This is a genomic window from Altererythrobacter sp. H2 (assembly GCF_035319885.1).
Classification (GTDB): Bacteria; Pseudomonadota; Alphaproteobacteria; order Sphingomonadales; family Sphingomonadaceae; genus 34-65-8.
On the sequence record NZ_CP141285.1, the window covers coordinates 1,404,025 to 1,416,340 of the forward strand.

The window sequence follows — 12,316 nt, forward strand, 5'->3', positions numbered from 1 at the left end:
CAGAATTTCGGGAGAATTACAATGGCAGCTACACAAACCCTCGACATCTCGCCCGTTGGCCGGGTGGAGGGCGACCTTGATGTCCGTGTCGACATCGAGAACGGGATCGTCACCAATGCATGGACGCAAGCGGAAATGTTCCGCGGCTTCGAGGTCATCCTCAAGAACAAGGATCCACAGGCCGGGCTTGTCGTTACGCCTCGTGCTTGCGGAATCTGCGGTGCCTCGCACCTTTCCTGTGCGGCATGGGCGCTTGACACTGCCTGGGGTACGACCGTTCCGCGCAACGCCATTCTCGCCCGCAACCTCGGGCAAATCGTCGAAACCATCCAGTCGATCCCGCGCCATCATTATGGCCTGTTCATGATCGACTACACCAACCAGAACTATGCGAAGTCCAAGTTCTACGAAGAAGCGGTGAAGCGCTATGCGCCCTTCACAGGGACCTCCTATGAAGCGGGTGTGACCATTTCGGGCCGCCCGGTAGAAATCTATGCCCTGCTTGGCGGGCAGTGGCCGCATTCTTCCTTCATGGTTCCCGGCGGCGTGATGTGCGCCCCGACTCTGACCGACGTGACCCGCGCATGGTCGATCCTGGAGCATTTCCGCCGCAACTGGATCGAACCGCTGTTCCTTGGATGCTCGATGGAGCGCTATGAGGAAATCAGGACTTATGACGACCTGATGGCGTGGCTGGACGAAAAGCCCGAGCATGCCAATTCGGACCTTGGCATGTTCATCCGCATGTCGCTCGATATCGGGCTCGACAAATATGGCAAGGGCCACGGCAAGTTCATCTCCTGGGGCTATCTCCCCCATGAAGACCGTTACAACAATCCGACGATTGAAGGTCGCAATGGCGCGGTCATCATGAAGTCGGGCGTGTTCGATGGTGCCAGCGACACTTTCAAGCTCATGGATCAGGGCAACACCCGTGAGGACATGCAGCATGCCTGGTACGATGAAGGTGACGGCCTCCATCCGTTCGACCGGACAACCAATCCGGTAGCCAAGAACGACATCGACACAGACGGAAAGTACAGCTGGTCAACCGCTGTCCGCCACAGCGACAACGGACGTCTTGAAGCAGGGCCGCTGGCTCGCCAGCTGATAGCAGGTGGCGATCACGGCGAGAGTTGGCAGCACAGTGATGGCCTGGTGCTCGACATGTATCGCAAGCTGGGCGGCGCTTCGATCTACCTGCGTCACTTCGCCCGTCTGCACGAACTGTGCAAACTCTATCGGGAATCCGAGCGAATTCTGCGCGAGTTCCGCCTCAATGACGAGTGGTACATCAAGCCGACCGAGCGCGATGGCCAGGGATGGGGCGCGACCGAGGCTGCGCGCGGTGCCTTGTGCCACTGGATCGACGTGCGCGATGGCAAAATCCACAACTACCAGATCATTGCTCCGACCACCTGGAACGTTGGTCCGCGGGCGAGCAATGGCGAGTTGGGGCCGATCGAGGAGGCACTCATCGGCACCCCGATTGCAAATACTTCCGATCCGGTTGAAGTCGGGCATGTTTGCCGTTCCTACGACAGCTGCCTGGTTTGCACGGTCCACGCACACGATGCGAAAACGGGCGAGGAACTGGCCCGCTTCCGCACAGCTTGATATCGGGTCGCCGGGTGGGAGGACGCTGCAAGATGTCTCCCACCCGAGGCTGCGAATAGAATAACAACCCGTTGGGAGAATGCGCCGGAATGACTGGCGACAACACCGAATTGCAGCGCCAGCGCGAATGGCTCTTGTCCCGGTATGGCGTGGTGCCTTCGGAGGCCGATCATGCGACACTTCTGCGCATGATCGAGGATTATCTCAACGAAGGGCTGGAAACGCAGGTAGAGCCATTCCCCGAAACGGACCGCGAATTTTCAGGTATTCTTGATGAGTTAAGGGCGCTCGACCCGGATGATCTAAGGGCCAAGCTCGACATTTCCGGCTGGTTGCTTCGCCCATACGGGGCAGACGAGATGCGCTGTCAGGAATGCATGTATTATCTGGTCCACAGGCGCTGGTGTGACCTGCCGGAGCTAAGCTTGCCCGCCGAGCCCGAATGGTGGTGCCGCCTCTGGCGCATTTGAAGGAGTTGCGCATGGCCACTGATGCAGACGAAACCCTACGGCAGGAAATCGCGGGTCTTCTGGCTGGCGGCCTTGAAACCGAAGTCTTCCCCAGAGCCGAAGACTCTGCGCAGGTCAACGCGATCGTGTCCCGCCTGCAATCGGAAGGCAAGGATCTTGCTTCCAAGCTTGTGGTTGCTGGCTTTACAGATCACACCATCACGGCTGATGAACTGGAACAGCCCTGCGAAACCTGCATGTATTACCTTATCAAGCGCCGCTTCTGTGATCTGCCTGAACTTATGCTGCCGGTTGAACCCGAGTGGTCGTGCCGCCTGTGGCGAATTTAGACGCACCTGCCACTGCGATCATTGGCTGCGGCAATATCAATCGCGGTGATGACGGGGCTGGTCCGGCCGTCATCGCCCGGCTTGCTGCTGAAGATTTGCCGTCTGATGTAGAGCTGCTGGATGCCGGCACTGATGGGATGGCAGTGATGTACCGTGCGCGCGGGGCGCAGCAGCTTATCGTGATCGATGCAAGGGAGCCCGAAGGCAAGCCGGGGGCTATCTACGAGGTTCCCGGCGATGTGCTGGCGGCAGAACCGGTCCATGGCGTGGGTCTTCACGCGTTCCGTTGGGACAACGCCCTGTTTGTGGGACGCAAGATCTTTGGCGATGACTTCCCTTCTGATGTGCAAGTCTATCTGATCGAAGCGCAGACGCTGGACTATGCCACCGAGCTTTCCGGGCCGGTAGTTGCAGCGGTCGAGAAGGTGGCGGCCAAGATCGCGGCGCGGCTCGTCATCGCCCCCGAGGCTTAAGTCATGGAGCACACCATCTCCGTCGCGCGCGGGACGATCCGGTTTCCCGCAGGCCTGGTCGCTACCTATTTCTCGGGCATCGATGCAGTTGCGGTGCTGATCGATGGCGCGACCTTGCGGATTTTGCCGGTCTTTCACGCGGCGGCCGGAGGAGCGCTGTTGAAACAACGCAATGCTCAAGGCGATCGGGTGGTTGGCGCTTTCGATGTGTTCGAGGCGCATGGCCTCGCCGACTTCGAGGCGCAGGACGTCCCCGTAAGATGGTCAAGCGGAGACGCGGCGCTTCTTGCGGACCTTCCCGTAACTGATAACTAAGTTTACATAACGAAAAACTGATAGACAATTCATCCGGCGCTCGTTTTAAGAGCTGCAAGGCCCGAATCCGATCAAGGGGAGGCCGGGGAGAGTCGGGATGGTTGCGCTCAGTCGCACAGAGGATCAGCTGGCGGCCGCCTTGAAGGTGGTGGAGGAAAGTGACGCTTCGGTTATCGAGAAAGCCGAAATGCTCATGGAAATTGCCATGGGTCTTCAACAGCGGCCGAAGGAAGCCGACGACCTGCTGGCAGCCATCGAACTCTATGAACAGGCAATCCATCAGTGCGGAGACCAGGATGCACTGCTGACTGCCCGGATTCGTGCGCGAATGGCCACGGCGTTGATGGCAATACCCTCCGAAATTGCCGCACCGATCGAACAGGCTCGTGACCTGCTGAAACAGGCAATATCGGTTTTGGCAGAGGGCGGCAGCGGCGAAGAGCTGGCTGAAGCGGAAATGAACCTTGGCCTCGCCCTGCAGACGCTTGCAGGCGCAGGCATGGCGCGAATTACAGATGCAATATCCGCCTATCAGCGATCGCTGCGGACGTTCAACAAGCTGCGTCATCCACGCGAATATGCCATTCTGAACAACAATCTGGCGACCGCCTTCCTCTCCGTTCCGATTACGAGCGATAGCGGCAAGATCAGCGAAGCGCTGGCGGTGCAATCATTTGAAGAAGGACTTTCGGCGGTCAATCTGATCGATCAGCCGATGGAATATGCAATGCTTCAGAACAATCTGGGCAATGCGCTGCAATATGCATCATCGAGCCACCGGGTCGAGAACGGTTTCCGCGCGCTGGAAGCCTATGACGAGGCGTTGAAGGTGCGCCAGCGGGACAACACTCCGCTTGAATATGCCAACACCATAGCGAACAAGGCCAATTGCCTTTGCAACCTCCCTGACGATCCGCAAGACGGAGAAGCGGGCAATCCACGCAACATCGCGCAGGCGATCAAGCTTCTGCGCGAAGCGCGCGAAATATTTGCCGCTGCCGGAGCGCAGGACCGGGCCGAGAGCGCGGCGCAAACAATCATCGAACTTGAAATGGCAGTGCGCGGCGAACCCTCGCGCGCCAACGGCGGATTTTAGAGAACAATGGAGGTGAATTTGCTCGTAATTTTACTGCTGGCCCTGGTGGCCGGAATAGCAGGGGCTCTTGTCGGCGGCGCGCTCTCGGGCCTGAAGATTGGCGGGGCTGCGCTGGGCAAGCAACTGGCAGCCCAACTGGGCGGGCTATACGGCCTGCTCGCCGGAGTTCCCGGTGTAGTCATGGGACTCGCCGTGCTGTTTTTCATGCAATCGGCCTGAGGGAGACTACCATGTTTGATATGGTTTTCAGTTCAACCAAGTTGTTTTTTCAGGGCAAGCTGTTCCAGGATACGGCCCTCGCCATCCGTCTACTTGTGACCGGGGCTGCCGCAGCTACCGTTGCAACTGTATTGGTTGGCATGGTTGCACCACTTTGGGTAGCGGCGATTGCCGGGGGCCTGGTGGGCGGCTTGCTTCAGCCTTACCTCTACCGGAACATCAAGTACGCCTGATCCGATGTCAGAGGCGGATCCCCAGCGGCCCGAGCCAACGCTTTCCCGCCTGCTGGGGGATCTGACCGCGCTGGAAGCGCTGGCAGAGAACTGGGAAGAAGGTGCACGTAATGGTGCGCAGGCACGGGCAGCGGCGCTTGATGCGCTCAATGCCGAAGCCTTCCGTCGCCTGATCCGTTCGCTGCGTGAGCTGCCCGGCGCAGCCGAGGCCTTGCGTCAGGCGGCGGCGGACGAGGTGGTCTATTGCGTGCTCCGCCGCCATGGCATCCTCAAAGCCAGCCTGTTCGAGCGGGTCGATGCCGCGCTTGCCACGGTGCGCCCGACGCTGGCCGGCCATGGCGGCGATGCCGAACTGGTCGAAGTATCTGGCGACAAGGCAGTGGTGCGTTTTCTGGGGGCCTGTGATGGATGTCCCGCTTCGGCGCTGACTTTCTATGCCGGGGTAAAGAAAGCAATCACAGAGCAAGTGCCCGAAATCCGCGAAGTCAAGCAGGCCAAGGGGCTGGGCGGCGGCGGTGGTGATACGGTGCATTTCACTTCTCCCTTCGCCGCGCATGAGCATGAAGGCTGGCTCCATGCTCTGCAACTAACTGAATTGCCCGACGGGACGACTTCTGTCCTGGAGCTGGAAGGGCGTTCGCTGCTGCTTTCGCGATTCGGGGACAAGGTTACCTGTTTCGAGAACGCCTGTGCGCATCTTGGCATGCCGATGGACCAGGCGGAAATTGCCGATGGCTTCATCACCTGCCCGCATCATGGTTTCCGTTATGCGCTCGAAAGCGGTGAATGCCTGACGGCACCAGAAGTGCAATTGCAACCCCATGCCGTACGCGTCCGAGGGGATGCCATCGAACTGAGGCTGACGCGATGAAAGTATCGCTCGCGCCCTCCTTCCGTCCGGTCAAAGCCGAAGGGACGCAAATCGCGGGGGCACCGCTGCTGGAAGAAGGCGGGCCGCGCGTGGTACTCGGCTGGTCGCCGGGCGACGTTGCAACGCCGCTATCTCCCGCCGCTGCAAGCCTGTTCGGGCCGCGCGGTGTCTGCCTGCATCCTGATGGAACATTGTGGGTCGCGGATACCGGGCATCATCGGCTGCTGGGATGGCGAAAGATCCCACAATCGGACAATGAGCCTGCCGATATTCTGATCGGCCAACCGAGTTTCTGCCGCGAAGGCCGCAACGCCAAGGGGCCTCCCGGTCCTGCTACGCTCAATGTGCCGACTGGCCTGTGCGCATGGCGCGGCGGATTGGCCGTGGCTGATGCCTGGAACCACCGCGTGCTGATCTGGCGCGAAGTGCCAACAGGCAATGGCCAGCCAGCCGATCTGGTGCTGGGTCAGGAGGATAGTGAATCCGTTCTGGCCAATCGCGGCGCTGACCGTCCAACCTCGGCCAGCCTGCACTGGCCCTATGGCGTGGCCGAAGTGGCCGGCAGACTGGTCGTATGCGACAGCGGCAACCGCCGCCTGCTCGTTTGGAGCGATCCTTCAGAAACCGGCCAGCCAGCCGATCTGGTGCTGGGCCAGCATGACTTCTCTACGCGCGACGAGAACGCGGGCGGCGAAGTCACGGCGATGTCGATGCGGTGGCCGCATGGAGCCTGCTGGTGGAATGGCCATCTCGCGCTGGCAGACAGCGGCAACAACCGTGTGATGCTGTGGCGTGGATTTCCAGAGCACAATGGCTCGCCTTGCGACGCAATTCTGGGACAGCGGGACACCGCACATTGCGATCACAATATGTCCTCCTACTATCCCAGCGCGGCCAGTGTGAACATGCCCTATGCGACGGTTGAAGCCGGTGGCCAGCTGATTGTGGCCGATACCGCGAACTCGCGTCTGCTCGGCTGGGCAGACAGCGCCACCGGCATTGCGGCGAACCAGCTTTGTGGTCAGCCGGACTTCGCCAGCAAGGGCGACAATCGCTGGGGCATGCCCGAACGAGACAGCCTGTGCTGGCCCTATGGCCTGTCAGCGCTGGGTGATCTGGTGGCGGTTGCCGATAGCGGCAACAATCGCGTCCTTTTGTGGAATCTGGCGCGGTGACCGGCGAACGCCTTTTGGTACGCGGCCAGGTGCAGGGCGTAGGCTTCCGGCCCACTGTATGGCGGGTTGCACGCGAGCTTGAGCTAACCGGTGATGTGCGCAACACCAGCAGCGGGGTTGAAATTCGCCTTTGGGGCGAAGCGGTGTCGCGCTTTGAAAGCGAACTGCGCGCGGCGCTGCCTGCATTGGCGCGGATTGATGCGATAGAACGCGTGGCAATTGATGCTGTGCGGCCCGAGAGCTTCGTTATCGGTGCATCGGAAGGTGACGGCATGCGCGGGGCTGTAACGCCCGATGCGGCAATCTGCTCCGCCTGCCTTGAAGAAGTGCGCGATCCTTTCGAGCGTCGCTATCGCTACCCCTTTACCAATTGTACCGAATGCGGGCCGCGTTTCTCGATTATCGAGACCGGCCCCTATGATCGTGCCCGCACGACCATGAGAGGTTTCGCGATGTGCCCGGAATGCGGAGAGCAATATTCCGATCCGACAGACCGGCGCTTCCATGCCCAACCTATCGCGTGCCATGTTTGCGGACCGCGCGCATGGATCGAGCGCCTTGGCCCCGGTACTGTTAATCACGAAGCCTTTTCGATGATGGACGACGTGGATGCCGCAGGCGGCATGCTGATGAACGGGCATATCGTCGCCATCAAGGGGCTTGGCGGCTTTCATCTCGCCTGTGATGCCACCCGCGCGGAGGTGGTGGCCGATCTGCGTATGCGAAAACGGCGCAGGGGCAAGGCCTTTGCCCTGATGGCGCGCGATCTGGACGTTATCCGCCGTTATGCCGAATTCTCGGATCAGGAAGCCGAACTGCTGGCATCGCCTGAAGCGCCGATCGTGTTGCTGCGCGCATCGGGGGAGCCGCTGGCTGAAGCGGTGGCGCCGGGGCTGGACCGGATCGGCTTCATGCTGCCTCACACCCCGCTGCATCACCTGCTGTTGCGGCGGATGAAGCGCCCGGTGGTGATGACTTCGGGCAATCTCTCAGGCCGCCCGCAATGTACCTCTAACGAGCAGGCCCGTGCCGAACTGGAAGGCATTGCCGAATTTGCGCTGATGCACGACCGGCACATTGCCAACCGGATCGACGACAGCGTTACGCGGGTCGATCTGGGCCGGGTCCGGCTGCTGCGCCGCGCGCGCGGCTACGCCCCCAGAGCTATCGACTTGCCCACCGGCTTTCCGCGCGACCTCTCGCTGCTGGCCATGGGTGCGGAGCTCAAGAACAGCTTCTGTCTGGTGCGCGATGGCGAAGCTGTGCTGAGCCAGCACATGGGCGATCTGGAGGATGCGGCCACCGAAGATGATGTGCGCCGCAACCTCGATCTTTATACCCAGCTCTACGACCATCAGCCAGCGGCAATCGCGGTGGACGCGCATCCCGAATATCTTTCGACCAAGCATGGGCGCGAAATCGCGGATGGACGACCGGTGATCGCGGTACAGCATCACCACGCCCATATCGCCGCCTGTCTGGCCGAAAACGGCCGCTCGCTCGATGCCGCCCCTGCACTGGGAATTGCGCTTGACGGTCTGGGCCTGGGTGATGACGGCACGATCTGGGGCGGTGAGTTCCTGATCTGCGATTATCGCGGATACCGTCGTGCCGGGATGCTCAAGCCGGTCGCACTACCGGGTGGGACTGCGGCGATCCGCGAACCCTGGCGCAATGCCTATGCCCATTTGATGGCGCAGATGGGCTGGGCCGAATTCGCGATGAATTTCGCTGACCTGCCATTGTTTGCCCGCCTTTCCGCCATGCCGCGATCCACGATCGATGCGATGATCGCCAGCGGCACCAATAGCCCACTTTCTTCCTCATGCGGGCGGTTGTTCGATGCCGCAGCGGCGATCTGCGGTCTCGCCTGGGATCGGCAGGAATATGAAGGACAGGCAGCCATGTTGCTGGAAGCAGCAATCGATCCGGCGGCGCTGAATGAGCCGGACGATCTGGCCTATCCTTTTTCCATTCCGTTGCTGGGCGGGCGTGGGCTTCCCTATGTTGAACCGCTCGCCGTGTGGCGGGCGATGCTGGGTGACCTGCTGCTGAATACGCCGGTTGGGGTGATGTGCGCGCGGTTCCATCGCGGCCTCGCACGGTCTGTTGTGGCCATGGCGCAGCGCCTGACCGCAGACGATGGCCCTGATACTGTGGCCCTGTCTGGCGGCTGTTTCCAGAACGCCACGCTGTTCCGCCTGGTCCATGAAGGATTGGAACAGCTGGGGCTCAACGTCCTCAGCCACTCGAGAGTGCCCGCCAATGATGGCGGTCTGGCTTTGGGGCAGGCCGCTGTGGCCATGGCCCATTTGCACGAAGCGACCGCGGAAACCGAAAATGGGAGAGAAGTATGTGCTTAGGTATTCCGGGGCAGATCGTGGAGATCACCGATGCCGGGCGCAAGCTGGGCGTGGCCAATGTCTCCGGCGTGCGGCGCCCGGTCAACCTCGCCTGCGTTATTGGCGAAGGCAGTGTCGAAGACCTGATCGGCACATGGGTGCTGATCCATGTCGGATTTGCCATGAGCAAGATTGACGAGGATCAGGCGGCCGAAACACTGCGCATCCTGACCGAGCTGGGAGAGGCGCAGCAGGAACTTGCAGCCATGCGCGACGGCGATCGCGCGTTGGGAGACGCGCAGTGGTGACCACTGGCCCTGCCTTGAATGCGCTTTATCCGCATATGCGCAGAGGTGGCGAACAGCTCCGTGCCTCGGCGCAAAGCCTGCGCCATTCGGTTGAAAGCAAGGCTCGGGACCACACTGAGGTGTTCGGCAAGTTTTTTGCAGAACAGGCAGACGAACTGGTCGCCGCCGCGACCACGCTGGCCGCAAGCTATCGCCAGGGCGGACGCCTGCTGGCCATGGGCAATGGCGGATCGAGCTGTGATGCCGCGCATGTCGCGGTGGAGTTTCTCCATCCAGTGACCGCCGGAAGGCCGGCGCTGGGTGCGATCAACCTCGCGGCCGATGTCGCGATGCTGACGGCAGTCGGTAATGATGTCGGACAGGACCATGTGTTCGTGCGTCCGCTGATTGCCCACGGGCGGCACGGTGATTGCCTGATCGGCTTTTCGACCAGCGGCAATTCCGCAAACCTCATCCGGGCTTTTGCCAAGGCGCGGGAGATGGGCATTGCCACGATCGGCCTGGCGGGTGGTGACGGGGGCGAGATGGCCCGCGCCGGACTGGATCATCTGCTGGTGGTCCCAACAGGCTCGATCCACCGGGTGCAGGAATGCCACCTCGCGGCCTATCACATCCTCTGGGACCTGACCCACACGCTGCTAGCCAATGACCGGGCCGCACCGCTGGAGGCAGGCGCATGAAGTATGTCGACGAATTCCGCGATCCGGTTCGCGCCGGTGTCCTGCTCAAGGAAATCGAGGCCCTGACTGCACAGATCATGGCCGGGCGCGATCGCCCGGTCGTCATCATGGAAGTGTGCGGCGGCCACACGCATTCGATCTTCCGATACGGCATCGAGAAGATGCTTCCGCCGGAAATCGAGTTTGCCCATGGGCCGGGCTGTCCGGTTTGCGTGTTGCCGATGGGCCGGGTCGATGATTGCGTGGAACTGGCTATGAAGCCGGAGGTGATCTTCACTACGTTTGGTGATGCCATGCGCGTGCCGGGATCGCGGCTCAGCCTGCTAGGCGCAAAGGCCGAAGGGGCCGATGTGCGGATGGTCTATTCACCACTCGATGCCCTCGCGCTGGCCCGTGCGAACCCGGACCGCGAAGTGGTTTTCTTCGGCCTCGGCTTCGAGACGACGATGCCCTCCACAGCCCTGACAATCCTGCAGGCCCAGGCAGAAGGGATCGGCAATTTCTCGCTGTTCTGCAACCACATCACCATCATCCCCACGATCAAGGCGATCCTCGATTCACCCGATATGGGGATCGATGGCTTTCTCGGGCCGGGCCATGTCTCGATGGTCATCGGCACTGATCCCTATGACTTCATCGCACGCGACTACCACCGTCCGCTGGTGGTCGCCGGCTTCGAACCGCTCGACGTATTGCATTCGGTTTGGATGGTGCTTCGGCAGATGGCCGAAGGCCGGGCGGAGATCGAAAACCAGTATGACCGGATTGTGCCACGCCATGGCAATGAAGCTTCGCTGGCTGCGGTTACGGAAGTATTCGAACTGCGGGAATTCTTCGAATGGCGCGGGCTGGGCTCGATTGACCATTCTGGCGTCCAGATTCGCGAGGCCTATGCGGCCTGGGATGCTGAGCGAAAATTTGCCGTTGCATCGCCTAGCATTCCGGATCCCAAGGCTTGCCAGTGCGGCGAAGTGCTGAAAGGCGCGATCAAGCCATGGCAGTGCAAGCTGTTCGGTCGGTCGTGCACACCGGAAACACCGATGGGTGCCCTGATGGTTTCGTCTGAAGGAGCATGTGCCGCCTATTATCAGTATGGCGGGATCGATGCGGTGCCGGAGCCAGCGCAATGAACGCTGTAACTCCCACTGGCAACGGACGGCTGCGAGCGGAGCGGGTGACGCTGGCGCATGGCGGTGGCGGCAAGGCCATGCGGGATCTGATCGAGGATGTGTTTACCTCGGTTTTCGAACCCGACGGGTTGGAAGACCAGGCGCGGTTGAGCCACGAAATGTTGGCCGTGGAGGGTGCCCGGCTGGCCTTCACCACGGACAGTTTCGTAGTGCAGCCGCTCGAGTTCCCCGGTGGCGATATCGGCAAGATTGCGGTTTGCGGCACAGTTAACGACCTTACCGTCGGCGGCGCGCAACCGCTGTGGCTGTCGGCGGCCTTTATCATTGAGGAAGGCACCGAAGTCGCCTTGCTACGCCGCGTGGCAGCGGCCATGCGTAGGGCGGCCGACGAGGCCGGTGTGCGGATCGTGACCGGCGATACCAAGGTGGTTGAGCGCGGTGCTGCCGATACGCTTTTCGTCACCACTTCCGGAGTGGGAGTCATCCCTGCTGGACGCGAACTTGCCGCGGAGAAAGTTCGCGCGGGCGATGTCGCGCTGGTCAACGGTGTATTGGGTGATCATGGCGCCGCCATTCTGGCCGCGCGTGGAGACATGGCTTTCGAGGCGGATATTCGTTCGGATTGCCGCCCGCTCAATCACCTGATGGAAGCGGTGATCGAAGCCGCACCGGGTGTGCGCTGTGCGCGGGATGCCACCAGAGGAGGCCTGGCCAGCGCACTCAACGAAATATCGCAAGCCTCGGCCATCGGGATCGAGATCGACGAGGCCAGATTGCCAATGAGGGCCGAGGTCAAGGGCGTGTGCGAACTGCTCGGGCTTGATCCACTCTATCTCGCCAATGAAGGGGCGCTGGTGCTGTTCGTTCCAGAGGAGCAGGCGGAAGCTGCGCTGGCAGCCATGCGCTCAACCGAGGCAGGGCGCGATGCAGCCATTATCGGGCGCGCGGCAGAGATGCGCAGCCCGCGCGTGGTCATGCATAGCCTGTTCGGCGGAAGCCGGATCGTCGACATGCTGGTCGGCGAGCAACTGCCGCGTATCTGCTGAGGGAGAAGACCT

The 12,316-nt window shown here is 61.3% G+C and carries 15 protein-coding genes; all 15 read left to right on the forward strand.

Annotation, left to right across the window (positions count from 1 at the left end; all coding sequences use genetic code 11):
* Positions 1 to 21 precede the first annotated feature (21 nt).
* Positions 22 to 1,617: a nickel-dependent hydrogenase large subunit gene (locus U4960_RS07160; protein ID WP_041384245.1), complete on the forward strand. Its 1,596-nt coding sequence runs from the start codon at positions 22 to 24 to the stop codon at positions 1,615 to 1,617.
* Positions 1,618 to 1,706: 89 nt separating this feature from the next.
* On the forward strand, positions 1,707 to 2,087 hold the full coding sequence (locus tag U4960_RS07165) for a hypothetical protein (protein WP_007015745.1): 381 nt from the start codon (positions 1,707 to 1,709) through the stop codon (positions 2,085 to 2,087).
* 11 nt (positions 2,088 to 2,098) lie between these two features.
* Entirely contained in the window at positions 2,099 to 2,416 is a 318-nt protein-coding gene (locus U4960_RS07170; protein ID WP_041384263.1) for a hypothetical protein, read from the forward strand.
* On the forward strand, positions 2,404 to 2,889 hold the full coding sequence (locus U4960_RS07175) for a hydrogenase maturation protease (RefSeq protein WP_011536528.1): 486 nt from the start codon (positions 2,404 to 2,406) through the stop codon (positions 2,887 to 2,889). Before U4960_RS07170 ends, U4960_RS07175 begins: the two co-directional genes overlap by 13 nt.
* A gap of 3 nt (positions 2,890 to 2,892) precedes the next feature.
* The gene (locus U4960_RS07180) at positions 2,893 to 3,204 is read left to right on the forward strand and encodes a hypothetical protein (RefSeq protein ID WP_011536529.1); all 312 of its coding nucleotides are present in this window, start codon (positions 2,893 to 2,895) and stop codon (positions 3,202 to 3,204) included.
* A gap of 97 nt (positions 3,205 to 3,301) precedes the next feature.
* A complete protein-coding gene (locus U4960_RS07185; protein WP_011536530.1) occupies positions 3,302 to 4,300 on the forward strand; it encodes a hypothetical protein in 999 nt (332 codons plus the stop codon).
* A gap of 12 nt (positions 4,301 to 4,312) precedes the next feature.
* Positions 4,313 to 4,519 (forward strand): hypothetical protein, encoded by a 207-nt coding sequence (locus tag U4960_RS07190; protein WP_196490157.1) that lies wholly within the window; start codon positions 4,313 to 4,315, stop codon positions 4,517 to 4,519.
* 11 nt (positions 4,520 to 4,530) lie between these two features.
* On the forward strand, positions 4,531 to 4,752 hold the full coding sequence (locus U4960_RS07195; protein WP_041384247.1) for a hypothetical protein: 222 nt from the start codon (positions 4,531 to 4,533) through the stop codon (positions 4,750 to 4,752).
* Positions 4,753 to 4,756: 4 nt separating this feature from the next.
* Positions 4,757 to 5,623, forward strand: a complete 867-nt coding sequence (locus U4960_RS07200) for a NifU family protein (protein WP_041384249.1) — start codon at positions 4,757 to 4,759, stop codon at positions 5,621 to 5,623.
* On the forward strand, positions 5,620 to 6,798 hold the full coding sequence (locus U4960_RS07205; protein WP_041384250.1) for an NHL repeat containing protein: 1,179 nt from the start codon (positions 5,620 to 5,622) through the stop codon (positions 6,796 to 6,798). Before U4960_RS07200 ends, U4960_RS07205 begins: the two co-directional genes overlap by 4 nt.
* Positions 6,780 to 9,161, forward strand: a complete 2,382-nt coding sequence (hypF, locus tag U4960_RS07210) for a carbamoyltransferase HypF (protein WP_011536534.1) — start codon at positions 6,780 to 6,782, stop codon at positions 9,159 to 9,161. The genes U4960_RS07205 and hypF overlap by 19 nt, the downstream gene beginning before the upstream one ends.
* Complete coding sequence (locus tag U4960_RS07215; protein ID WP_011536535.1) at positions 9,152 to 9,448, forward strand: HypC/HybG/HupF family hydrogenase formation chaperone; 297 nt, start codon at positions 9,152 to 9,154, stop codon at positions 9,446 to 9,448. The genes hypF and U4960_RS07215 overlap by 10 nt, the downstream gene beginning before the upstream one ends.
* A gap of 119 nt (positions 9,449 to 9,567) precedes the next feature.
* Positions 9,568 to 10,128: a D-sedoheptulose-7-phosphate isomerase gene (locus U4960_RS07220; protein ID WP_230962336.1), complete on the forward strand. Its 561-nt coding sequence runs from the start codon at positions 9,568 to 9,570 to the stop codon at positions 10,126 to 10,128.
* A complete protein-coding gene (gene hypD, locus U4960_RS07225; protein ID WP_011536537.1) occupies positions 10,125 to 11,258 on the forward strand; it encodes a hydrogenase formation protein HypD in 1,134 nt (377 codons plus the stop codon). The genes U4960_RS07220 and hypD overlap by 4 nt, the downstream gene beginning before the upstream one ends.
* Positions 11,255 to 12,304: a hydrogenase expression/formation protein HypE gene (gene hypE, locus U4960_RS07230; RefSeq protein WP_011536538.1), complete on the forward strand. Its 1,050-nt coding sequence runs from the start codon at positions 11,255 to 11,257 to the stop codon at positions 12,302 to 12,304. The genes hypD and hypE overlap by 4 nt, the downstream gene beginning before the upstream one ends.
* The last annotated feature ends 12 nt before the right edge of the window (positions 12,305 to 12,316 follow it).

Bases quoted from the DNA above. Each gene is read 5' to 3' on its own strand.
- U4960_RS07160 (WP_041384245.1), top strand. From the start codon at position 22: ATGGCAGCTACACAAACCCTCGACATCTCGCCCGTTGGCCGGGTGGAG.
- U4960_RS07165 (WP_007015745.1), top strand. From the start codon at position 1,707: ATGACTGGCGACAACACCGAATTGCAGCGCCAGCGCGAATGGCTCTTG.
- U4960_RS07170 (WP_041384263.1), top strand. From the start codon at position 2,099: ATGGCCACTGATGCAGACGAAACCCTACGGCAGGAAATCGCGGGTCTT.
- U4960_RS07180 (WP_011536529.1), top strand. From the start codon at position 2,893: ATGGAGCACACCATCTCCGTCGCGCGCGGGACGATCCGGTTTCCCGCA.
- U4960_RS07185 (WP_011536530.1), top strand. From the start codon at position 3,302: ATGGTTGCGCTCAGTCGCACAGAGGATCAGCTGGCGGCCGCCTTGAAG.
- U4960_RS07195 (WP_041384247.1), top strand. From the start codon at position 4,531: ATGTTTGATATGGTTTTCAGTTCAACCAAGTTGTTTTTTCAGGGCAAG.
- U4960_RS07200 (WP_041384249.1), top strand. From the start codon at position 4,757: ATGTCAGAGGCGGATCCCCAGCGGCCCGAGCCAACGCTTTCCCGCCTG.
- U4960_RS07205 (WP_041384250.1), top strand. From the start codon at position 5,620: ATGAAAGTATCGCTCGCGCCCTCCTTCCGTCCGGTCAAAGCCGAAGGG.
- U4960_RS07215 (WP_011536535.1), top strand. From the start codon at position 9,152: ATGTGCTTAGGTATTCCGGGGCAGATCGTGGAGATCACCGATGCCGGG.
- hypD (WP_011536537.1), top strand. From the start codon at position 10,125: ATGAAGTATGTCGACGAATTCCGCGATCCGGTTCGCGCCGGTGTCCTG.
- hypE (WP_011536538.1), top strand. From the start codon at position 11,255: ATGAACGCTGTAACTCCCACTGGCAACGGACGGCTGCGAGCGGAGCGG.